The organism is Paractinoplanes ovalisporus, from assembly GCF_016834655.1.
Taxonomy (GTDB): Bacteria; Actinomycetota; Actinomycetes; order Mycobacteriales; family Micromonosporaceae; genus Actinoplanes; species Actinoplanes ovalisporus.
In genome coordinates, this window is sequence record NZ_JAENHP010000003.1 from 165,713 (window position 1) to 187,276 (window position 21,564).

Here is a 21,564-nt window from a genome sequence, read left to right on the forward strand (position 1 = left end):
TCAGGCGGTGCGGCGGTAGGCGCCGAACACCACTTCGTGGTCGATCTGGAAACCGAGCCGCTCGTAGAGCCGGATGGCCGCCGCATTTTCGGCCGCGACGTGCAGGAACGGCAGATCGCCGCGTTCCAGGATGCCGGCTGCGACCGCCATGGTCAGACGGGCCGCATAACCCTGGCCGCGGAAGTCGGGGTCGGTGCAGACCGCGCTGACCTCCGTCCACCCCGGCATGCGGAAGCGCTCGCCGGCCATCGCGACCAGCCGCCCCTCGTGGCGGATGCCCAGGTAGTTCCCGAGCTCGACCGTGCGCTTGCCGAACGGGCCGGGCTGGGACCGCTCGACCAGGTCGAGCATCTCGGGCACGTCGGTCTCGGTGAGCCGGACCGTCTCGGGGTCGCGCACGCCGGTCATGGTGTGCCCGGCCATCTGCACCCCGGGCGTCACCACCACCGTCTCCCAGCCCGCCGGCGGATGGATCGCCGGGGCCGTGAGCACCGCGTGATCGGTCAGCTCGGCCAGGTCGGCCCAGGCCTGCCGGTCGCCGAAGTCGGCGACGGCGCACCAGGGACCGAGGTCGGAGTGGAAACGGGCGGCGTCACCGGACGCCTCGGCGAAGCAGGCCTGTGGCCCGGAGAGGGCGGCCCACACGGGATTCTCCAGCACCCCTAAGACCCTGCCGTGTGGCGCCCATGACCGCTAGTGATTAAGCCGAAATTCAGGCCGCGGAGAGATCGGGCAGCGATACGTCGGCGCGCGGCCGGGCGACGATCTCGTGCGGCCACACCGGCTTCGAGAAGAGGTAACCCTGCCCGTACGGGCAGCCCATCCCGGCCAGTTCGGCCCGCTGACCCTCGTCCTCGATGCCCTCGGCCACCACGGCCAGGTCGAGGTTGCGGGCCAGCGTGACGATCGCGTCGACCAGCGCGCGCTGCTGCTCGCTGCCGAGGATGTCGTCGATGAAGGACTTGTCGACCTTGAGCACGTCGACCGGCATCTGCCGCAGGTAGCTCAGCGAGGAATAACCGGTGCCGAAGTCGTCGATCGCGATCCGCACGCCGAGGGCCCGCAGCTCGCCGAGGTCGCTCCACACCTGCTCGGCGTCGCGCAGCAGCAGGCTCTCGGTGATCTCGAGCAGAAGCCACTCCGGACGGGCGCCACTGTCGGCGAGCGCCTGGCGCACCTGGTCGACGAAGCCGGGCGTGCGGAACTGGCGGGCCGAGACGTTGACGCTGACGTAGCGCAGCGTGCTCTGCGGCTCCTGGTCGCGCAGGCGGGCGAACTCGGTCAGCGCGGCCCGCAGCACCCACCGGCCGATCTCGACGATGGCGCCGCTCTCCTCGGCCACCTCGATGAAGTGGTAGGGGCCGAGCAGGCCCCGGGCCGGGTGCTGCCAGCGGACCAGGGCCTCGACGCCGACGGTCTCGGCCGTGCCGAGGTCGACGATCGGCTGGTACATGACCGCGAACTGCTCGCCGTCGATCGCCTCGTGCAGCGCGGCCCGGGTCTCGAGGCGCTGCACCATCGCCGTGTGCAGGTCGCTCTGATAGCGCTGCCAGGTGCCCTTGGCGTCGCCCTTGGCCTGGTAAAGAGCCAGGTCGGCGTGGCGCAGCATCTCGGTGGCGGAGCCGGCGTCGCGGTTGGTGGCGACGCCGATGCTGGCCGCGCCGCTGACGATCTGGCTGCCGCCGAGGCCGTCGGACACCTCGACCGGCACGGCCAGGGCCTTGACGATGCGCTCGGCCAGCTCCTCGGCCCGGGCGGCGTCGTTGCTCTGCTCGATCAGGATGGCGAACTCGTCGCCGCCCATGCGCGCGGCCGTGTCGGCCAGCCCGATGATCTCGGAGATCCGTTCGCCGACGCTGACCAGCAGCTGGTCGCCGACGGCGTGCCCGAGGGTGTCGTTGACCTCCTTGAAGTCGTCGAGGTCGACGAAGAGGACGGCGATGGTGGCGTCGTCGCGCTCGGCCACCGAGAACGCCTGCTCGAGCCGGTTGCGGAACAGCACGCGGTTGGCCAGCCCGGTCAGGCCGTCGTGGAAGGCCAGGTGGGACAGGTCGTCCTCGAGGCGGCGGCGCTCGGTCACGTCCCGCATGGTCAGCACCAGGCCGCGGACGGTCGGGTCGTCGCGCAGGTCGCGGCCGGTGCACTCGATCTGCAGCAGCCGGCCGTCGCCGCAGAGCACCGCGAGGTCGGTCGCCTCGGCCTGGTCGCGGCCGGTCCGCACCGCGGTCAGGGTCTCGAGCAGGGCGGTGTGGTGGCTGATGGCGATCAGCGCCGAGAGCGGGGTGCCGGTCAGGTCGGGGTGGCCGAGCACGGTGTCGGCCGAGGGGGACGCGTAGGTGATGGCGTCGTCGCCGTCGACGATCAGGATGACGTCGGACGCGTTCTGGATGAGCGTGCGGAAGTAGGCCTCGCTGTTGCGGCGGTTGACCTCACCGGTCAGCCCGATGCGCTGGAGCACCACCTCGAGCTGGCCGAGCAGCGCCTCGAGGGTGGGCCGCATCTCGCGCAGCACCGCGGCGTCGCCGGCGAGCAGCCCGGCGCCGACCCGACCGTGGCCGGGCAGGGGCATGGTGACGTACAGGAAATGCTCGAACTCGCCGGCCGGGGCGCCCTCGGGCAGCTCGGCCGCGGTGAGCAGGCGGAGTCCGGGCTCGTGGACGAGGCCGGGCCGGGTGGTGACGGTCATGCGGAACGGCTTGCCCGGGGGCATCAGCGTCTCGACGGCCTCGCGCACGGCCTGCGCGGCCTCGGCCTCGGTGGTCGCGGCGAACACGGCCGCGCCGGCCTGGTGCAGCGCGCGCTCGCGGGCCCGGGCCCGCCGCTGGGCGACCGCCAGGCCGTTGACCCGGCCCAGCACGAGCAGGAACATCAGGGCTGCCGCGCCCGCGATGACCGGGGCGTCGACCACGCCGCCGCGGATCGCCTCGACCTCGCGGCCGTTGATCCACTCGACGTAGAGGACGGCCGGGGCGATCAGGGCGGCCGTCGCCATCAGGGCCAGGCGGCCGGTGCGCAGGTCGGTGGCGGCGGCCTGCGGGAGCTTCTCGGTGAGCAGGGTCATCGAGGGCATGAGCGCGGTCCAGCCCATGACGGCGTAGAAGATGATCCAGCCGAGGTCGACCGGGCCGCCCAGCGACCAGGCGCTGTTGAGCTGGCTCTGGCCGTAGAAGATGTCGCTGATCAGCAGGCCGGTCATGGCGACCACGATCGCCATCAGCGCCCGCGGCTTGCGGCCGGGGCTGGTGAGCATGCGCAGCGTCAGCGCGAGCGTGAGGACGTCGCCGAACGGGTAGCCGATCGAGACCAGCTTCTCGAGGAAGCTGAGCTCGTGCGAGCGGGTGAACGGGGCGATCCAGTAGACCCAGGAGAGCAGGCCGAGGCCGACCGTGGGCACGAGCGCGTCGAGCAGGGCGGCCCGGTTGCTGGCGCCGCCGCGGGTGCGCACGAACAGCAGGAAGCCGCCGGTGAGCAGCACGTAGACGGCCAGGTAGAGCAGGTCGGTGGGGCCGGGGAAGGTCGGTTCCTGGCCCAGGAAGAGGATGAAGTTGTAGAGCGAGTCGCCGGTGGTGAAGAAGATCAGGGCGGCCGAGATCAGGTACCACGGCAGGCGGCGGGAGGGCCGGTTGAGACGGACCCCCACCAGCACCATTGCCGCGCTGGAGTAGCCGAGCAGGGCCCAGGTGACCAGGTGGGCGTCGGGGAAGGCGTAGTAGATCGCGGTGAGCACCACGATCCACGCACCGAAAGCGGCGCGAACTGCTCGCGTCGTCATCGGCCCTCCTCCGCCGGTTGGTCCACCTGTCTCCCGAACTTGATCGGGCGGCCGGGCCCCGGCCTGAGTGAATGGTCGGTTCTCTCCGCCGGTGAGCGCGCGAAATCTCACCGTACGGACGGGTATCAGTCGTTTCGTCACCCGGCACGGAACGACGTCATGCGGCACACACTAGAACTCCGGTTGCCGCCCTATCGACCGGGGAATCGGTCACTCGTGACAACCGAGTCGTCCATGCGCTGGAAAGCGCTCACCGTTGCCCTGGTAGCGGGCTTCATGACCTTGCTCGATGTGAGCATCGTCAACGTCGCCCTGCCCTCGATCCGCGACCAGCTCGATCTGAGCCCGGCCGAGCTGCAGTGGGTGCTCTCCGGCTACGCCCTGACGTTCGGCCTGTTGCTGGTTCCCGCCGGCCGGTTCGGCGACGCGCGGGGCCGGCGCAACGCCTTCGTCGTCGGCCTGATCCTGTTCACCCTGGCCAGCGCGGCGGCCGGCCTGGCCCAGTCGGCGCTGTGGCTGATCGTGGCCCGCCTCGTGCAGGGCGCGGCCGCCGGCATCGTCAACCCGCAGGTCTCCGGCCTGATCCAGCAGATGTTCGAACCGAAGGAGCGCGGACGTCCGTTCGGGCTGCTCGGCACCACCATCGGCGTCTCCACCGCCGTCGGGCCGCTGCTGGGCGGCGTGCTGATCGCGGCGATCGGCCCGGAGGAGGGCTGGCGCTGGATCTTCTATCTGAACGTGCCGATCGGCATCGCCGCGGTCTGGCTCGGTCACCGCTGGATCCCGGCCGCCACCGAGGCGAAGCGGCGCGAGAGCCTGGACCCGGCCGGGGTGGGCCTGCTCGGCCTGGGCGTGGTCCTGGTGCTGCTCCCGTTGGTGCAGGAGCGCTCCTGGCCCGGTTCGGGCAAGTGGCTGCTGGTGGTCGCGGGCGTCGCGGTGCTGGCCGCGTTCTGGGCCTGGGAGCGGCACTACGGCCGTACCCGGACGGCCCTGGTCGAGCTGGGGCTGTTCCGGGTGCGCTCGTACGCCCTGGGGTCGCTGATCGGCCTGCTCTACTTCGCCGGCTTCACCACGATCTTCTTCATCTACACGCTGTACCTGCAGTCCGGCCTGGGCTACAGCGCGCTGGCGGCGGGGCTGGCGGTGACCCCGTTCGCGGTCGGCTCGGCGGTCGGGTCGGCCGTCGGCGGGCGCTTCGTGCAGCGGTTCGGCCGCCACATGGTCGCCGGCGGCCTGGCCGCGGTGATCGTCGGTCTGGCCGCGACCGACCTCGTGCTGCGGGCGGTCCCCGGCTCCGGCGGTGGCTGGGCGGCGGCGTTCCCGCTGCTGGTGGCCGGTCTGGGGAGCGGCTTCGTGATCAGTCCGAACCAGACCCTGACCCTGTCCGAGGTGCCGGTGGCCCGGGCCGGCAGCGCGGGCGCGGTGCTGCAGACCGGTCAGCGCATCGGCACCGCCATGGGCATCGCCGCGGTCGGCGCGCTGTTCTTCAACCGCCTGGCCGCGCAGCAGGGCGACTGGGGAGCCGCGTTCCGGGGCGCCCTCTGGCTGACCATCGGCTTCGTGGTCGTCGCGCTCGTGGCGGCCCTGGCCGACGTGCTGTCAGGCTCCCGGCGCGAGCGCGCGGCGGACGGCGGCCGTGACCCGGTCGACGTCGCCGGTCGCTAGCACGTCGAGCAGGGCGCCGCGCAGCACGGCCAGCACGGCCGTGCGGTGGGCCAGGCCGTCGGGGGAGTCGCGTTCCTCCGGCGGCTGGGCCCGGGCCAGCACCTCGAGCCAGTCGGCCACGGTCCCGGCGGCGAAACCGGCCCACGGGCCTTCGGCGACACCGATCGAGCGCGCGTACGCCTCCACCCAGAGCCGCAGCAGCGAGGCGTTGGCCGGTGCGGCCAGCCACTCCCAGACCGCCAGCCCGGCCGCGTCGGCCCCCGGGGGCAGCGTCCGGGTCAGGACGTCCAGTTCGTCGGCCCGGGCCCGCGCGAGGAGGGCCCGGATCAGGCCGTCCTTGCTCTCGAAGAGGAACAGCAGCACCCGCGGGCTGGAACCGATCGCGGTCGCGAGCGGCCGCAGCGACATCTCGGAGATGCCGGTCTCGCGGACATACGCGTACGCCTTCTCCAGCAACTCGTCCCGCCGACCGCTCGTCACGGGCGCTAGTATGCCCACTGAAACGCTCGTTTCAGTCGAAGGAAACGAGGAAACGCGGGAGGCGACCGTGATTCGTGAACTGGGACAGCCCGGCGACCTCGGCTGGGTGATCAAGGCGCACGGCGAGCTGTACGCGCGGGAGAGCGGCTGGGACACCTCGTTCGAAGCCCTCGTGGCCCGGATCGTGGCCGACTTCGCCGCGGCCCACGACCCCGACCGCGAGGCTGCCTGGATCGCCGAGCTCGACGGCCACCGGGTCGGCTGCGTGTTCTGCGTCGACGGCGGCGATGACACAGCCGTGCTGCGGGTTCTGCTGCTGCACCCCGACGCGCGCGGCCACGGGGTCGGCGGCGAGCTGGTCGACACCTGCCTCGGCTTCGCGCGCAAGGCGGGCTATGCCGGCATGCGGCTGTGGACGACCGACCAGCAGGCCACGGCCGGCCGTCTCTACCAGTCCCGTGGCTTCGAACTGACGAGCGAGAAGCCGCACGACGGGTTCGGCACCGGCCCGGTCAACGGCCAGACGTACGCGCTGACGTTCTAGCCGGCCAGGGCGTCGACCAGGCGCTTGGCCGAGGAGGCCAGGTTCCACCGCTCGGCCAGCGCGAGCAGCGCGTCCGGGTTCTTCGGCGCGCGGGGCAGGGCCGGGTCGAAGGCGGGCAGCTTCACGTCGAGGGCCACCTTGCACACCGGCAGCGCCCGGGCCAGGTAGTCACGCGAGGCGTCCAGCTTGGTGCGGACGCCCGGCGCGAACCCGGCCTCCGGGTCGTCGAGTGCGGCCAGGATCTGCTCCACGCCGCCGTACCGCATGATCAGCCGGGCCGCCGTCTTCTCTCCCACACCCGCCACCCCGGGCAGGCCGTCGGAGGCGTCGCCGCGCATCGCCGCGAAGTCGGCGTACCACCGCGCGGGAACCCCGTACTTCTTCTCCACCAGCGCGTTGTCCGCGTCTTCGAGCTTGGCCACGCCGCGCCCGCAGTAGAGCAGCCGGGTTCCGCGCTCGTCGTCGACCAGCTGGAACAGGTCACGGTCGCCGGAGACGACCTCGACCGGAGCCGGCTGGGTCACGGCGAGCGTGCCGAGCACGTCGTCGGCCTCGTAGCCGTCCACCCCGAAGGCCGGGATGCCGACCGCCGCCAGGACCTCGAGCAGCACCGGGATCTGCTTCTCGAGCGCCGGCGGCACCACCTCGACGTCACCGTGGGCGACCCGGTGCTTCTTGTACGACGGCACCAGCTCGACCCGCCACGCCGGGCGCCAGCTCGCGTCGAGCGCACAGACCAGCCGGTCCGGCTGCCGCGTGCGGACCAGTTGCGCGATCATGTCCATGAATCCACGGATCGCGTTCACCGGCTCGCCGGCGCTGGTCCGGGCGGCCTTCTCGGGGACGCCGTGGAAGGCGCGGAAATAGAGGCTGGCGGCATCGACGGCGAGCAGCGGCTGTGCTTTCACCGTGCCACCTTAACGGCATGCCGTCGCCTCTCCGCCCTAACGACCGTTAAGCTAACTCCGTGACAGTTGATCGGATGCTGCCCACCGCCGAAGCCCACGACCTCCTCGACCTGACGCGCGAGCTCTGCGAGCGCGAACTAGCCGGAAAGGCCGCCGACTACGAGGCGCGCGGTGAGTTCCCGCGCGAGGTGATCCGCACGATCGGCCGGTCCGGCCTGCTCGGCCTGCCCTATCCCGAAGAGGTGGGCGGGGCCGCCCAGCCTTACGAGGTCTACCTGCAGGTGCTCGAGACGCTGGCCGGCAGCTGGCTGGCGATCGCCGAGGCGGTCAGCGTGCACACCCTGGCCTGCTATCCCGTCTATGCCCACGGCAGCGAGCGGCTGCGCAAGCTGCTGCCCGACATGCTCGGCGGCGAGTTGCTCGGTGCCTACTGCCTCTCCGAGCCCCAGGGTGGCAGCGACGCGGCGGCCCTGCAGACCCGGGCCACGCGCGACGACGAGGACGGCTGGGTCGTCAACGGCGCCAAAGCCTGGATCACGCACGGGCGCGACGCCGATTTCTACAACATCTTCGCCCGTACGGGGGAAGCCGGCGCCCGTGGCATCTCCTGTCTGCTGGCCGACGCGGGAACCCCCGGGCTCGAACCCCAGAAGGCGGAACGGCTGATGGGACTGCGGTCGTCGGCCCCGTCGCAGATCGTGTTCGACAACTGCCGCGTCGACGCCGACCGCCTGGTGGGCGCCGAGGGCACCGGTTTCACGATCGCCATGGAGGCGCTGGACGCGGGCCGCCTCGGCATCGCCGCCTGCGCGGTCGGGCTGGCCCAGGCCGCCCTCGACTACTCGGTCTCCTACGCCCGCGAGCGCCACCAGTTCGGTCGGCCGATCGCCGACTTCCAGGGCGTCGGGTTCATGCTGGCCGACATGGCCACCCAGATCTCGGCGGCCCGGGCCCTGCTGCTGTCGGCGGCCCGGCTCAAGGACGCGGGACGCCCGTTCTCCACCGAGGCGGCCAAGGCCAAGCTGTTCGCGACCGACATGGCGATGCGCGTGACCACCGACGCCGTGCAGGTGCTGGGCGGTTCCGGATACGTCAGCGACCACCCGGCCGAGCGCTGGTTCCGCGAGGCCAAGGTGCTGCAGATCGTCGAGGGCACCAACCAGATCCAGCGCCTCGTGATCAGCCGCGCCCTCGTGAAGGGGTGAACGAGGTTTCGCCGGGCTGATCCGGAGGTAAAGCTGGCGGCCATGGACAACATCGAGGGTGTCACCGTGGCCATGCCCGGCTCGCAGATCGAGGCCGACCTGATCGTCGGACTGCTCACCAGCAACGGCCTGCGGGCGATCTCCCTGGCCGACGACGCGGGCGGTCTCGACCCGGCCCTGGCCGTCACCGACGGGGTGCAGGTGCAGGTGCATCCCGACGACGAGGCCCAGGCGCGGGCGCTGCTGGCCGAGGCCGAGAAGAACGCCTCGTAGCCTGTAGGGTGGCGCCCGTGGAAGAGATCGACCGGGCGATCGTGGGCGCCCTCACCGCGGACGGCCGCCTGTCGTACACCGACCTGGCCGAGCGGGTCGGCCTGAGCGTGTCGGCCGTCCATCAGCGCGTCCGCCGCCTCGAACAGCGGGGCGTGATCTCCGGTTACACGGCCAAGGTCTCGTACGAGGCCCTGGAACTGCCGTTGACGGCGTTCGTGGCGATCCGCCCGTTCGACCCGTCACAGCCCGACGACGCGCCCGAGCGGCTGGCCCACCTCCCCGAGATCGACTCGTGCTACTCGGTCGCCGGGGAGGACTTCTACATGCTGCTGGTCCGGGTCGGCAGCCCGGCCGACCTGGAACGCCTCCTGCAGGAGATCCGGACGGCGGCCAACGTCACCACCCGGACGACGGTCGTGCTGTCCACCCCGTACGAGAACCGTCCCCCGCGCATCACCGCCGAGCTGGCCTAGCTGGCCTGGCTCGGCAGCGTGGCCCGGGCGCACTCGGTGATGTAGGGCAGCTTGAACTCGGTGCGCCCGACCAGGTCGGGATGGGTGGCCATCAGCTTGCGGACCTCGCTCAGCAGCGCCGCGCGCTCGTCGGGCTCGAGCAGGATCACATAGCTGCGCGACGCGACCATGTCGATCAGTCGCTCGGGCCCCAGCGTCTCGGTCCACTCGAAGTGCCTGATCTCGACCGGCCCGAACGGCGGACCCACGGCCGTGTCGCGTTCGGACTCCGCGCTGCCGATGATCTCGCCGAGGCGCCGCACCCAGTCGGCCCGCTCGTCGCGCAGGTTCCACAGCAGACCGAGGCGGCCGCCGGGGGAGAGGACCCGGGCCACCTCGGGCACCGCCCGCGCCGGGTCGACCCAGTGCCAGGCCTGGGCCACCAGCACCACGTCGGCCGAGGCGTCCGGCAGCGGCAGCGATTCGGCGCTGCCCAGCAGGGCGGGCACGCCGGGCACCGAGCGCCGCAGTTGCGCCAGCATCCCCTCCGACGGTTCGACCGCGGTCACGGGTAGCCCCCGGTCGTGGATCTGGCGGGTCAGCTTGCCGGTGCCGGCGCCCAGATCGACCACCCGGGGCGAGCCGGACGGGAGCAGCCAGTCCAGAGCCTCCTGCGGGTACGAGGGGCGGCCGCGCTCGTAGATCTCGGCGGCGGGACCGAACGAATGGGCATGTGCGGAGCGGTCGTTCACGATCACGATCTTATCCATCCCGATCCATTCCGACCGGCAACATCCTAGGACGCTATACGCAGTGTGGTTTGGGCCAAGCGCGCCAAGGGAACATCAGATGCCGAGCCGACAACCACGGAGGTTTGTGCGATGAGCTTCACCGACAAGGTCAAGAACGAGGCCGAGGAACTGACCGGCAAGGCCAAGCAGGCCGTGGGACGTGCCACCGACAACGAGCGCCTGGTTGCCGAGGGCGAGGCTCAGGAGACGGCCGCCCACGCGAAGAAGGCGGGTGAGCACGTCAAGGACGCCGGCAAGGACGTCCGCGACGCGTTCAGCTGACCGGCCCCGAGATTTCCGAGCGCCAGTCGCGAGGAATCCAAGGAGACGGCCCCCGGGATGATGTCCCGGGGGCCGTTCCATGTGCTCACGACTGGGCGGACGCCTCCTGCTTGCGCCACCAGTCCTGACCGGACTGGGGGAGCGTGTCGATCGGGTCGTAGTAGGCGTAGAGCTTGGACAACGCCTCGTCGTCGTTCTGCTCGATCGAGGTGCGGTAGTTCTTCGTCCAGTACGAGATGCCGTGCTCGCGGTCGTACTCGCTGACCATGTGCACCCAGCGCTTGCCCACGAACGGCACGTCGCAGACGATCCGCGGGGTGGCGTAGCCCGGCAGGTAGCCCATCATGTCGTGCTGCAGCTGCTGGGCGTGCCACACCGGGACGCGCCAGTGCTCGGCGTTGGGGATCATGTCGCACATGTAGAAGTAGTACGGCAGGATGCCGGCCTCGCCCTGCAGTCCGAAGCACAGGTCGAGCAGGTCGGCCGTGGTCGCGTTGACGCCCCGCATGAGCACGCCCTGGTTGCGCACGTCGCGCACGCCGACCTCGAGCAGGGTCTGTGCGGCCTGGGCGACCAGCGGGGTCAGCGAGTTCACGTGGTTGACGTGGGTGTGCACGGCCAGGTTGACGCCGCGGCGTTGAGCGGTGATGGCGACCCGGTGCAGGCCCTCGACCACGTCAGGCTGCAGCCAGTGCTGGGGCAGGCCCATCAGCGCCTTGGTGGCCAGGCGGATGTCGCGCACGGTGGGCACCGAGAGCAGACCCATCAGGTACGCCTCGAGCTGCTTCCACGGCACGTTGGCGACGTCGCCGCCGCTGACCACCACGTCGCGTACGCCGGGGTGGGCCTTGAGATAGGTCAGGTGGGCGTCGTAGCGGTCCACCGGCTTGAGGGTGAGTTTCAGCTTGTCGACCGTGGGGGTGCTGTTGCCGACCAGGTCCATGCGGGTGCAGTGGCCGCAGTACTGCGGGCAGGTCGACAGCAGCTCGGCCAGCACCTTGGTCGGGTAGCGGTGGGTCAGGCCCTCGGCGACCCACATGTCGTGCTCGTGCAGCGAGTCGCGGGTGGCGTGCGGGTGTGACGGCCAGTCGAGGTGGCGGTCGGTGGCCACCGGCAGCATGTAGCGCCGGATCGGGTCGGCGTAGAACGCCTCCGTGTCGGGGGTGCGATCCGGGACCATGGTGTTGAGCATCTGCGGCGGGATCAGCATCGACATCGTGGCCAGGCGTTTCTGGTCGGTCTCGAGGTCGGTGTAGAAGCTCTCGTCGAGCAGGTCGCCCATGACGGCGCGCAGCTGCTTGAGGTTCTTGACGCAGTTGACCCGCTGCCACTGGGCCGACTGCCACTGCTCGGCGGTCACGTCGCGCCACCCGGGGAACCGGGTCCAGTCGGGCTCGACCAGGGTGCGGCGGCGGTACTCGTACGGCTGACCGGCGGGCTGGGTCACGGCGGCTCCCTGATCGATCGTTCGGACCAGTCAGACGCTACTGGAGAATTTCCGGTCTGGTAAACAGTGGGCCGGAGGATTTACGGTTTGGATCCGCGGCGAGCTTCTTGATTTCTTGGTGAGGGTGGGGTTGATGGTGTCTTCTGTCGGTCTTGACCGGGTTCTCGAGCCGGCCGGGGTGCTGCCGCAGGCGGCCTGGCGACTGGATGCGGCCCCCGAGATCAAAGACGACGAGGTTCGCGTACGGGTGGAGCGCCTGAACCTGGATGCCGCGAGTTACCGCCAGCTGGCCGAGAAGCACTCCGGCGACGGTGCGGCGATCCGCTCGGAGGTTCTGGCGATCGTCGAGACGCGCGGGAAGATGCACAACCCGGTCACCGGTTCCGGCGGCATGCTGATCGGCGTGGTCGACGAGGTGGGCCCGCGCTCGCCGCTGGGTGTCAAGAAGGGCGACCGGGTCGCCACGCTCGTCTCGCTGACCCTGACCCCGCTGCGGATCACGGACGGCCTGGCGAACTGGGACGGTCGTTCCGAGCAGGTCCCGGCCTCGGGCACCGCCATTCTGTTCGGCCGCTCCATCGTCGGCGTGCTGCCCGACGATCTGTCCCCGGCGCTGGCCTTGGCCGTCTACGACGTTTGCGGCGCGCCCGCGCTCACTGACCGGATTGTCCGCGGCTACTCTTCTCCGCGCGTTGCCGTGCTCGGTGGTGCCGGCAAGAGCGGTTCCTTGGCTCTCGCCGCAGCCCGGTTGGCCGGTGCTCGAACAATCGGACTTGTCCGAAATGAACAGGAGCGAGCGGCGCTGGCCGCGGCCGGCGTGGCCGACGAGGTGGCCATCGCCGACGCCCGTAACCCGGTCGACGTGGCCGCCGCGGTGGGGGAGCCGGCCACGATCACGGTCGTCTGCGTCGACGTCCCCGGCTGCGAGCACGGCGCGATCCTGGCCACCGCCCCCGGCGGCACCGTGATCTTCTTCTCGATGGCGACCAGCTTCCCGGCCGCCGCGCTGGGCGCCGAAGGCCTCGCCGCCGACGTCACGATGCTGATCGGCAACGGGTACGTGCCCGGCCACGCCGAGTTCGCGGTCGACCTCGTCCGCCGTGTCCCGGCGGTCCGGTCTCTCTTCGAGGCGCGGCTCGCGAGAGACTGACGCCCATGACTGAGGTGCTTTACACCCACGGCCGCTTCTACTCCGCCGCCGACCCGCGGGCCACCGCCATGCTGGTCCGCGACGGAAGGATCGCCTGGCTCGGCGACAGCGGCGACGCCCCGCGGGCCGACCGGACCGTCGAGCTGGACAACGGCCTGGTCACCCCGGCCTTTGTCGACGCCCACCAGCACGCCACCGATACCGGCCTGGCCATCGACGGGCTCGACCTGTCCGCCGTCCGTGACCGGAGCGAGCTGCTGGACGCGGTCGCCGCCTTCGCCTCGACCCGGGCGCCCGAGGCCGTCGTGCACGGTCACGGCTGGGACGAGTCGACCTGGGCCGACCAGACGCTGCCGACCGCGGGCGAGCTCGACCGTGCCGCCGGGGGCCGCCGGGTCTACCTGTCGCAGGCGTCGGTGCATTCCGCCCTCACCTCACCGGCACTGCTCGCCGCGGCCGGACTCCCGACGGGCGAGAGCCTGGTCAAGGAGGAACAGCACCACGCCGTACGGGCCATCGCCCTCAACGACCTCACGCCGGCGCAACGCACCACCGCGCAGCGGGCCGCCCTGGCCAAGGCCGCGTCGCTGGGCATCGCCGCCGTGCACGAGTGCGGCGGCCCCGGCACGTCCAGCGAGGCCGACCTCACCTCGGTGCTCGCGCTCAGCGGTCAGGGCCTGCCGCAGGTGTTCGGCTACTGGGGTGAGCTGGGCGGGGCGCTGAAGGCCAAGGAACTGGGCGCGGTCGGCGCGGCCGGTGACCTGTACGCGGACGGCGCTCTCGGGTCCAGCACCGCCCACGTCCGCTCGGAGTATTCCACCGGCGGGTGCGGCGAGGCCTTCGTGAGCGCGTCCCAGGCCGCCGACCACCTGATCGACTGCATCACCGTCGGCGTGCAGGGCGGTTTCCACGCGATCGGCGACGCCGCGATCGAGACCGTCCTGGAGGGGTTCGCGCTGGCCGCCAAGTCGGTCGGCGTCGACGCCGTGCGCGAGGGCCGGCACCGCATCGAGCACGTCGAGCTGATCGACAAGGCGATGATCGCCCGGATGGTCGAGTTCGGGGTGATCGCCTCGGTGCAGCCGGTCTTCGACGAGCTGTGGGGCGGCCCCGACCGCATGTACGCGCAGCGCCTCGGCGTCGAGCGGGCGATGGCGTCCAACCCGATCGGCGCCATGCACGCCACCGGGGTGCAGCTGGCCTTCGGTTCCGACTCGCCGGTGACGCCGCTCGACCCGTGGGCGGTCGTGGTGGCGGCCGCGGCCCCGCGCAACCCGGTCTACCGGATGAACGTGCGGGCGGCGTTCGCGGCCTCGACCAGCGGCGGTTGGCGGGCGGCTCTGGTCGACGACGCGGGGGTGCTGGCACCGGGCAAGTCGGCCACCTTCGCCGTCTGGGACACCCCGGGCGGCGTCCGGGCCGGTCTGCCCGACCTGCTGCCCGACGTGGAGGGCGTGGCCCCGGCGCGGCCGGTGTGCCGGCGGACGGTCCTGCACGGGCAAACGATCTACGAAGTCTGACGACGAGGAGCTGAGGGTGGCGGGGAAGCTGGATCTGGACCCGCGGACGGTGCGCACAGCGCGCCGGCTCGCGGCCAGGGCGGGGCAGCCGGTGGTCGACCTGGCCCGCTCGCACACCACCGTGTCGGTGGAGCGGGCGGTGCTGCGGCTGGCCGGGGTGCACGGGGCCGACCAGGACGGCATCCCCTGGGTGAACCGCCTGGTGGACGCCGTGCGGGCCGACGTCGGGCTCGGGCACGGCGTCGCGGTCCCGGTGTTCCACGCGATGCGGAGCACCGGCGTTGACGACATCACCGTGCTCGCGCAGAAGGCCGCCGCGGGTGCGGTCCGGTTCGACCTGCCCTCCACCCGGGCCGAGTCCACTGCGGCCCGCCGTGCCGCCCGGTCCCAGGCCGGCGCCGGTCTCAAGGTCGTGGACCGGCGGCGGCGGGAACGCGACCGGCTGATCAAACGGTTCGGAGATCCCCGGCAGCGGCCCTGGATCTATCTGATCGTCGCCACCGGGGACATCTACGAGGACATCCCGCAGGCCCAGGCGGCCGCCCGGGCCGGGGCCGACGTGATCGCGGTGATCCGCTCGACCGGGCAGTCGCTGCTCGACTACGTGCCCGAGGGCGCCACCCGCGAGGGCTTCGCCGGCACGTACGCCACCCAGGAGAACTTCCGGCTCATGCGGGCCGCCCTGGACGAGACGTCGAAGGAGCTCGGCCGGTACGTGCGGCTGACCAACTACGCGTCGGGGCTGTGCATGCCCGAGATCGCCGCCCTGGCCGGGATGGAACGCCTCGACATGATGCTCAACGACAGCATGTACGGCATCCTGTTCCGCGACATCAACCCGATCCGTACCTTCGTCGACCAGCGGTTCTCGCGGCAGGTCCACGCCCGCGCCGGCATCATCATCAACACCGGCGAGGACAACTACCTGACCACCGCCGACGCCGTCGAGGCGGCCCACACGGTGACGGTGTCGCAGCTGCTCAACGAGTTCTTCGCCCACGAGGCCGGGCTCGAGGACTGGCAGCTCGGCCTCGGCCACGCCTTCGAGATCAACCCGGATCTGCCCGAGTCGTTCCGCCTCGAACTCGCCCACGCGCTGCTGGCCCGTGAACTGTTCCCGGACGCGCCGCTGAAATGGATGCCGCCGACCAAGCACATGACCGGCGACGTGTTCCGCGGCAACCTGCTCGACGGGTTCTTCAACCTGGTCGGGGCGCTCACCGGGCAGGGCATCCTGCTCGTCGGCATGATGACCGAGGCCGTCGTCACGCCGTGGCTGTCCGACCGTGACGTGGCCCTGCAGAACGTGCGCTACGTGCTCAACGGCGCCGGCAGCCTGCACGAGGACTTCGTCCCGGCCCCCGGCGGATTCATCCAGAGCCGCGCCCACCATGTGCTGTCCGAGGCGATCGAGCTGCTCGAGAAGATCGTCGACGACTCGCTGCTCGACGCCATCGCCGACGGCACCTTCGGGATCATGAAACGGCCGGCCGACCGGGGCAAGGGCCTCGACGGCGTCGCGAAACACGACGAGGACTACTACAACCCCGTCACGGAGGCGCTGGAACAGTGAGCATCATTCGCCCGTACGGGGATACGACCGGCGACGGCATGGTCCAGCTGTCGTTCACGCTGCCCGTCCCGCACGACAAGCGGGCCGAGGGCGCCGCGGTGCAGCTCGCCAACAAGATGGGCATGGACCCGGCCCTGCTCGTGCACGCCAAGCAGATGGGCGACGGGTTCACGTTCTTCGTCGTCTACGGCAAGGTCAACCACCTCGTGGACACCGACCAGGTGCAGGTCGTCGAGCGTGACTTCCCGCTGCTGAGCGCCACGGAGGTCAACGCGGCCATCAAGCGGCGGCTGCGGCGGCGGCTCAACGTGGTCGGGGCCTGCATCGGCACCGACGCCCACACCGTCGGCATCGACGCCATCCTCAACCTCAAGGGGATCGCGGGGGAGAAGGGGCTGGAGTACTACAGCGAGCTGTCGGTGACGAACATGGGCGCCCAGGTCTCGGTGCCGGAGCTGGTCGAGACCGCCCGGGAGCGCAAGGCCGACGCGGTGCTCGTCTCCCAGGTCGTCACCCAGCGTGACGCCCACCTGCAGAACACCCGCGCCATGTCGGCCGCCTTCCGGGAGGCCCTGCCGGTCGGCAAACGACCGCTTCTGATCGTCGGCGGGCCGCGCTTCGACGAGCTGATGGCCGACGACCTCGGCGTCGACCGGATCTTCACCCGCGGCACGACACCCCGCGAAGTCGCCTCCTACCTCGTCCATGCCCTAGCCGCCGGGAGCCCCACTAAATGATCACCGTGACCCACCGCCGGTACGTCCCCTACTCGCACGCCCACTACGCGGGCAACCTGGTCGACGGCGCCTACTCGCTCGGCCTGTTCGGCGACGTCGCGACCGAGGTCTGCATCCAGCTCGACGGCGACGAGGGCCTGTTCGCCTCCTACGACGACGTGCAGTTCAAGGCCCCGATCCAGGCCGGTGACATCCTCGAGATCGTCGCCACCGTCGTGCACATGGGCACCCGCTCCCGCAAGATCGAGTTCGCGTCGCGGGTTGTGGCCCGGGGCACGGGTGGGTCGGCCGCTTCCGTTCTGGACGAGCCGATCGTCGCGGTGACCGCCACGGGCACGGTCGTCGTACCCCCCAAACCGTGACGACCGCCGTGTGCGTGGACGTCGGATCCACGTACACCAAAGCGGCTCTGATCGACCTCGACGCGGGCGTGCTGGTGCGCCGGGCCGAGGTGCCGACCACCTCCGGCAGCGACGTGCTGACCGGACTCGATCAGGCCGTGGCCGAGGTCGGCGGCGGCGACCGGCTCTATGTGTGCTCGTCGGCCGGGGGAGGGCTGCGGCTGGCCGTGGTCGGCTACGAGTCGCTGGTCACCGCCGAGGCCGGCCACCGGGTCGGGCTGTCCGCCGGCGCCCGCGTGGTGCACGTGGCGGCCGGGCCCCTCGACGGTGGCGGCATCACGGCGCTGCGCGAGAGCCGACCGGACGTGATCCTGCTGGTCGGCGGCACCGACGGCGGCGACGGTGAGGTGCTGCTGCACAACGCGCACCGGCTGGCGACCTCCCGGCTGCGCGTGCCGGTGGTGGTGGCGGGCAACGCGGACGTACGGGATGAGGCCGCGGCCCGCCTGACCGGGCGCCGCGTTCCGGTGACCGTCACGGGCAACGTGCTGCCCCGCATCGGCGAGCTCGACCCCGGCCCGGCGCGCGCGGCCATCCGGTCGGTGTTCCTGCGCCACGTGATCGGCGGCAAGAAACTGTCCAGGGGGCCGCGGTTCGCGTCGCTGGTGCGGGCGGCCACCCCCGACGCCGTTCTGGCCGGAGTGGAGCTCCTGGCCGACCTGACGGGGTACGGCGTGCTGGTCGTGGACGTCGGCGGCGCGACCACCGACGTGTACTCGGCGCTGGTGCCCGACGCGGAGGCCGAGACCGGACCGCGGCGCGACGTGGCGGGGACGCTGTGGCGCTCCAGAACTGTGGAGGGTGATCTCGGCGTCGCTGTCGGTGCCGACGGGACCCGGGCCGCCGCGGCCGCCGAGAAGTTGGCACTTTCGGAAACCGGACACCGCTCAAGTGACGTTGCGTTAGCCGCCGCGGCGGCCACGGTCGCGCTGCGCAGGCACGCGCGCGGTCACTCGTCCGCTCCTGGTCAGCCCCGCACGGGTGGGCGCGACCTGCGCGACGTCCGGCTCGTGGTCGGATCGGGCGGGGTTCTGCGGCACGGCGGCGGCGCGTATGTGCTGGACGCGGTGCTGTCGGATCATGCCGGCGGCTGGGCCGCCCCCACCTCGGCCCGCGCGGTGATCGACTCGCGCTACGTGCTGGCCGCCGCCGGCCTGTTGTCTATCGATCATCGTCACGCCGCGGCGGCGCTGGTGAACAGCCTGTAGCCCGAACGGGTACCGGACATGACACGCCGAGGAACGCGACACGCCCGGCAGCGGGGACGCCGGTTGACAGGACCGCGGGGGACGGACGTACCGTCGTCGAATCCTGAGCACGGCGAGCGGCACTGTTCGCTTCGTTCCTCCACCCACTGGCCCGCAGTCCTCGCAGGGGTCGCGCGTTCAGCCAGGTCCAGGGGGTGGGGGTCGGCGGGGCGGCGCGGACCGGTCGCGCCCGAGTGGGCCCGAGGACAGAACGGCGCCAGTAGACAACGGCGTGACCCGCGCAGCCGGCGCGGAGCGCGTCGGTCCGAAGGCGACCGCGACCTCCGTACGGCCCACCGGCCGTGCCCCGGATGGCAGAAAGCACGCGAGGCGCGACCGTTCCCCGGTCGCGCTTCGCTTTGCCCGGGCGTCGCCCTTTGGCTTTTGCGCTTCCGCGTTGCGTCTCGGCTCGGGGGCTTCGGCTGTCGCCTTTGGCTTTGGCTTTCGGGCTTCGGCTCTTGGGCGCAACCGCTCACGCAGGTCGCCGTGGTGGGTTTCGCGTTCTGGACGCGCAGCGGCCAGCGAAGCCCGCCGCGGTCCCCGCGGGAGCGACGGCCCGTACGCACCACCCCGCTGGGACATCCGGCTCTTGATCTTTCTCTCTCGTCGTTCGATTGTTCTCTTATCGATGCACTCTCCGCCCGCACTGTCCGTTTGTGGCCAGAGGGCGCCAGGTAGCCTCTCGCGGGTGGAGATGACGTTGCAGCCCCCGGCTTCACCGCAGGTCACGGGGCCGGGCGAGGCGCCGCGACCGGTGCCCCGCCGATGGGCGGTCGCGCTCAGTGTTCTCGCCGGTGTCGCGCTGCTGCTCGCGCTCCCGCCCTACGGGCTGTGGTGGCTCTCGCCGGTCGGGGTGGCGCTGCTGGCCGCGGCCACCCACCGCCGCCGGCTGTTCCGCGCGTTCGGGCTGGGCTCGATCGCCGGGCTGGTGCTCTTCCTGCCGCTGCTGTGGTGGACCACGTTCGCCGCCGGCTGGCTGCCGTGGGCCCTCCTGTCGGTCGCCCAGGCCGCGATCCTCGGCCTGATGGGGGCGGCCGGGGCCTGGCTGTCGCCGCTGATCGACCGCTGGCGCGGGCTGTGGCCGCTGATCCTGGGGCTGGTCTGGGTGGCGCAGGAGGCGCTGCGTGACCGGGCGCCGTTCGGCGGCTTCCCGTGGGGCCGGCTGGCCTTCAGCCAGGACGAGGCCCCGGCCCTGCACATGGCCGCGTACGGGGGTGCCCCGCTCGTCACATTCTTCGTCGCCGCCGCCGGGGGTGCCCTGATCGCGCTGGCCTGGCGGCCCTGGCGCGCCGGTTCCGCTGTTCCGCGGGCCCGCCGCCCCCTCGGCCCGGTGATCGGGTTCGCGGTCGCCCTGGCCGCGCTGATCGCCGGCCCGCTGCTCGTGCCGGTCGCCTCGAGCGGCGGCGAGAAGGCGGTCGTCGCGATCGTGCAGGGCAACGTGCCCCGCCTCGGTCTCGACTTCAACGCCCAGCGCCGCGCCGTGCTCGACAACCACGTCACCGCCACCGAGAAGCTCGCGGCCGAGGTCGCGGCGGGCCGGCAGAAGCAGCCTGACCTGGTGGTCTGGCCCGAGAACTCCAGCGACATCGACCCGCTGCGCAACACCGACGCGGCGGCGGTCATCTCCCAGGCGGCCGACACGATCAACGCGCCGATCCTGGTCGGCACCGTGCTGCGCACCGACGTGCCGGGCGACATCGAGAACGCCGGCATCCTGTGGAACCCGGGCACCGGCCCCGACATCGACCAGAAGTACGTGAAACGCCACCCCGTGCCGTTCGCCGAGTACATGCCGCTGCGCTCGATCGCCCGGCTCGTCACCGACAAGGTCGACCTGGTGCGCAACATGCTCTCCGGCGACCACCCCGGGGTCCTGCACAGCGGCGCGGTCACCGTCGGCGACGTGATCTGCTTCGAGGTGGCGTACGACGACATCGTCCGCGACACTGTGATCGGAGGGGCACAGGTTCTCGCCGTGCAGACCAACAACGCGACGTTCAACGAGGCCGAGGCCCGCCAGCAGCTCGCCATGGTGCGGCTGCGGGCGGTGGAGCACGGCCGCGAGTCGCTGATGGTCTCCACGGTCGGGGTGTCCGCGTTCGTCGGCACAGCCGGTCAGGTCTACGACTCGAGCGGCTTCAACGTCGGCGCGGTGATGGTGCGTGACATGAGTCTGGGCGGAACGACTACGCTGGCGACTCGTTTGGGCCATTGGCCCGAGATGGTGATGGTCGCATTGACGATCGTCGCCCTGGCCGGCGCGCTTGGATTGCGACGCCGCCGGCGCACCACGAACGACGATGCGGAGGCACGGTGAGCGAGGCGGAAGGCTACCCCGGGGTGGGGCGGGTCCTGGTGGTGATCCCGACCTACAACGAGGCGGACAACATCCGCCTGATCACCGAGCGGGTGCGCCGTGCGGTCCCCGAGGTCGACATCCTGGTCGCCGACGACAACTCGCCCGACGGCACCGGCGGCATCGCCGACGAGCTGTCCGAGGCCGACGACCACATCTTCGTGCTGCACCGGGCCGGCAAGGAGGGGCTCGGGGCGGCGTACAAGGCCGGTTTCGCCTGGGCCAAGAACAAGGGCTACGACGCGGTCGTCGAGATGGACGCCGACGGCTCCCACGCCCCCGAGGAGCTGCACAAGCTGCTCGACGCGCTGGGTGACACCGACGCCGTGCTCGGCACCCGCTACATCCCCGGCGGCAGCGTGCACAACTGGCCGGTGCACCGGCTGCTGCTCTCTCGCGGCGGCAACATCTACATCCGGATGGCGCTGCGCATGCCGTTCCGCGACGCGACCGGCGGCTACCGGGCCTACCGCATGCCCGTCCTCGACGAGATCAACTTCGAGACGGTGGCGTCGACCGGCTACTCGTTCCAGGTCGAGCTGGCCTGGCGGGCCTACCAGGCCGGGTTCCGCATCGCCGAGGTGCCCATCACGTTCACCGAGCGCGAACACGGCGTCAGCAAGATGAGCGGCAACATTTTCAAGGAACAGCTGCTCAGGGTCACTCTGTGGGGTGTGCAGGCCCGTCGCGAGGCGGTCCGCAAGCGGTTCCGCAAGCGGGCCGACGAGGGTTCCACCTGGCCGTGACGTCGTCAACCCGTG

General features: G+C 71.4%; 20 protein-coding genes. 14 read left to right on the top strand and 6 right to left on the bottom strand.

The window, feature by feature from the left end; all coding sequences use genetic code 11:
- Both JIG36_RS10915 and JIG36_RS10920 read right to left on the bottom strand, forming a co-directional pair.
- On the bottom strand, positions 1–660 hold the full coding sequence (locus JIG36_RS10915; protein WP_203375986.1) for a GNAT family N-acetyltransferase: 660 nt from the start codon (positions 658–660) through the stop codon (positions 1–3).
- A 52-nt stretch (positions 661–712) separates the two neighbouring features.
- Entirely contained in the window at positions 713–3,772 is a 3,060-nt protein-coding gene (locus JIG36_RS10920; protein WP_203375987.1) for a putative bifunctional diguanylate cyclase/phosphodiesterase, read from the bottom strand.
- A gap of 234 nt (positions 3,773–4,006) precedes the next feature.
- Here JIG36_RS10920 and JIG36_RS10925 point away from each other — a divergent pair, with 234 nt between their 5' ends.
- Entirely contained in the window at positions 4,007–5,437 is a 1,431-nt protein-coding gene (locus tag JIG36_RS10925) for an MFS transporter (RefSeq protein WP_203375988.1), read from the top strand.
- Here the strand turns inward: JIG36_RS10925 and JIG36_RS10930 are convergent.
- On the bottom strand, positions 5,372–5,917 hold the full coding sequence (locus JIG36_RS10930) for a TetR/AcrR family transcriptional regulator (protein ID WP_307872663.1): 546 nt from the start codon (positions 5,915–5,917) through the stop codon (positions 5,372–5,374). The genes JIG36_RS10925 and JIG36_RS10930 overlap by 66 nt on opposite strands.
- Before the next feature lie 67 nt (positions 5,918–5,984).
- Here JIG36_RS10930 and JIG36_RS10935 point away from each other — a divergent pair, with 67 nt between their 5' ends.
- On the top strand, positions 5,985–6,461 hold the full coding sequence (locus tag JIG36_RS10935; protein ID WP_307872664.1) for a GNAT family N-acetyltransferase: 477 nt from the start codon (positions 5,985–5,987) through the stop codon (positions 6,459–6,461).
- Here JIG36_RS10935 and JIG36_RS10940 read toward each other — a convergent pair.
- Positions 6,458–7,369, bottom strand: coding sequence for a 5'-3' exonuclease (locus tag JIG36_RS10940; RefSeq protein WP_307872665.1), 912 nt, complete (start codon positions 7,367–7,369; stop codon positions 6,458–6,460). The genes JIG36_RS10935 and JIG36_RS10940 overlap by 4 nt on opposite strands.
- A 59-nt stretch (positions 7,370–7,428) precedes the next feature.
- Between JIG36_RS10940 and JIG36_RS10945 the strand changes: the two genes are divergently transcribed.
- Genes JIG36_RS10945 through JIG36_RS10955 form a run of 3 tightly spaced genes read left to right on the top strand, consistent with a single transcriptional unit; the run spans position 7,429 to position 9,320 of the window.
- Positions 7,429–8,574, top strand: a complete 1,146-nt coding sequence (locus tag JIG36_RS10945; protein WP_203375990.1) for an acyl-CoA dehydrogenase family protein — start codon at positions 7,429–7,431, stop codon at positions 8,572–8,574.
- 42 nt (positions 8,575–8,616) lie between these two features.
- Positions 8,617–8,847 (top strand): putative signal transducing protein, encoded by a 231-nt coding sequence (locus tag JIG36_RS10950; protein WP_203375991.1) that lies wholly within the window; start codon positions 8,617–8,619, stop codon positions 8,845–8,847.
- Positions 8,848–8,864: 17 nt separating this feature from the next.
- A complete protein-coding gene (locus tag JIG36_RS10955) occupies positions 8,865–9,320 on the top strand; it encodes an Lrp/AsnC family transcriptional regulator (protein WP_203375992.1) in 456 nt (151 codons plus the stop codon).
- On the opposite strand, the gene JIG36_RS10960 is transcribed toward JIG36_RS10955, so the two are convergent.
- On the bottom strand, positions 9,317–10,069 hold the full coding sequence (locus JIG36_RS10960; RefSeq protein ID WP_203375993.1) for a class I SAM-dependent methyltransferase: 753 nt from the start codon (positions 10,067–10,069) through the stop codon (positions 9,317–9,319). The two genes, JIG36_RS10955 and JIG36_RS10960, sit on opposite strands and share 4 nt — an antisense overlap.
- A gap of 111 nt (positions 10,070–10,180) precedes the next feature.
- Here JIG36_RS10960 and JIG36_RS10965 point away from each other — a divergent pair, with 111 nt between their 5' ends.
- Positions 10,181–10,372 carry a CsbD family protein gene (locus JIG36_RS10965; RefSeq protein WP_203375994.1) on the top strand — a complete coding sequence of 64 codons (192 nt, stop codon included), beginning with the start codon at positions 10,181–10,183 and terminating at the stop codon, positions 10,370–10,372.
- An 85-nt stretch (positions 10,373–10,457) separates the two neighbouring features.
- Here the strand turns inward: JIG36_RS10965 and JIG36_RS10970 are convergent, their stop codons facing one another.
- Positions 10,458–11,819: a KamA family radical SAM protein gene (locus JIG36_RS10970; protein ID WP_203375995.1), complete on the bottom strand. Its 1,362-nt coding sequence runs from the start codon at positions 11,817–11,819 to the stop codon at positions 10,458–10,460.
- Positions 11,820–11,955: 136 nt separating this feature from the next.
- On the opposite strand from JIG36_RS10970, the gene kdd reads away from it, so the two are divergent.
- From kdd to JIG36_RS11010, 8 genes are all read left to right on the top strand, one after another.
- Positions 11,956–12,969: an L-erythro-3,5-diaminohexanoate dehydrogenase gene (gene kdd / locus JIG36_RS10975; RefSeq protein WP_203376659.1), complete on the top strand. Its 1,014-nt coding sequence runs from the start codon at positions 11,956–11,958 to the stop codon at positions 12,967–12,969.
- Positions 12,970–12,974: 5 nt separating this feature from the next.
- Positions 12,975–14,489, top strand: a complete 1,515-nt coding sequence (locus JIG36_RS10980) for an amidohydrolase (protein ID WP_236046630.1) — start codon at positions 12,975–12,977, stop codon at positions 14,487–14,489.
- Positions 14,490–14,505: 16 nt separating this feature from the next.
- Positions 14,506–16,062, top strand: a complete 1,557-nt coding sequence (gene kamD, locus JIG36_RS10985) for a lysine 5,6-aminomutase subunit alpha (protein ID WP_203375996.1) — start codon at positions 14,506–14,508, stop codon at positions 16,060–16,062.
- Positions 16,059–16,799: a lysine 5,6-aminomutase subunit beta gene (gene kamE / locus JIG36_RS10990; RefSeq protein ID WP_203375997.1), complete on the top strand. Its 741-nt coding sequence runs from the start codon at positions 16,059–16,061 to the stop codon at positions 16,797–16,799. The genes kamD and kamE overlap by 4 nt, the downstream gene beginning before the upstream one ends.
- Positions 16,796–17,161, top strand: coding sequence for a 3-aminobutyryl-CoA ammonia lyase (gene kal, locus JIG36_RS10995; protein ID WP_203375998.1), 366 nt, complete (start codon positions 16,796–16,798; stop codon positions 17,159–17,161). The genes kamE and kal overlap by 4 nt, the downstream gene beginning before the upstream one ends.
- A complete protein-coding gene (locus JIG36_RS11000) occupies positions 17,158–18,408 on the top strand; it encodes a glutamate mutase L (protein WP_203375999.1) in 1,251 nt (416 codons plus the stop codon). The genes kal and JIG36_RS11000 overlap by 4 nt, the downstream gene beginning before the upstream one ends.
- Positions 18,409–19,141: 733 nt before the next feature.
- On the top strand, positions 19,142–20,764 hold the full coding sequence (gene lnt / locus JIG36_RS11005) for an apolipoprotein N-acyltransferase (protein ID WP_203376663.1): 1,623 nt from the start codon (positions 19,142–19,144) through the stop codon (positions 20,762–20,764).
- Entirely contained in the window at positions 20,761–21,549 is a 789-nt protein-coding gene (locus tag JIG36_RS11010; protein WP_203376000.1) for a polyprenol monophosphomannose synthase, read from the top strand. The genes lnt and JIG36_RS11010 overlap by 4 nt, the downstream gene beginning before the upstream one ends.
- The last annotated feature ends 15 nt before the right edge of the window (positions 21,550–21,564 follow it).

What these genes read in the sequence shown, in the direction of transcription:
- JIG36_RS10980 (WP_236046630.1), top strand. Translation starts at nt 12,975, where the DNA reads ATGACTGAGGTGCTTTACACCCACGGCCGCTTCTACTCCGCCGCCGAC.
- JIG36_RS10965 (WP_203375994.1), top strand. Translation starts at nt 10,181, where the DNA reads ATGAGCTTCACCGACAAGGTCAAGAACGAGGCCGAGGAACTGACCGGC.
- JIG36_RS10925 (WP_203375988.1), top strand. Translation starts at nt 4,007, where the DNA reads ATGCGCTGGAAAGCGCTCACCGTTGCCCTGGTAGCGGGCTTCATGACC.
- JIG36_RS10950 (WP_203375991.1), top strand. Translation starts at nt 8,617, where the DNA reads ATGGACAACATCGAGGGTGTCACCGTGGCCATGCCCGGCTCGCAGATC.
- JIG36_RS10920 (WP_203375987.1), bottom strand. Translation starts at nt 3,772, where the DNA reads ATGACGACGCGAGCAGTTCGCGCCGCTTTCGGTGCGTGGATCGTGGTG.
- lnt (WP_203376663.1), top strand. Translation starts at nt 19,142, where the DNA reads ATGACGTTGCAGCCCCCGGCTTCACCGCAGGTCACGGGGCCGGGCGAG.
- JIG36_RS10960 (WP_203375993.1), bottom strand. Translation starts at nt 10,069, where the DNA reads ATGGATAAGATCGTGATCGTGAACGACCGCTCCGCACATGCCCATTCG.
- kal (WP_203375998.1), top strand. Translation starts at nt 16,796, where the DNA reads ATGATCACCGTGACCCACCGCCGGTACGTCCCCTACTCGCACGCCCAC.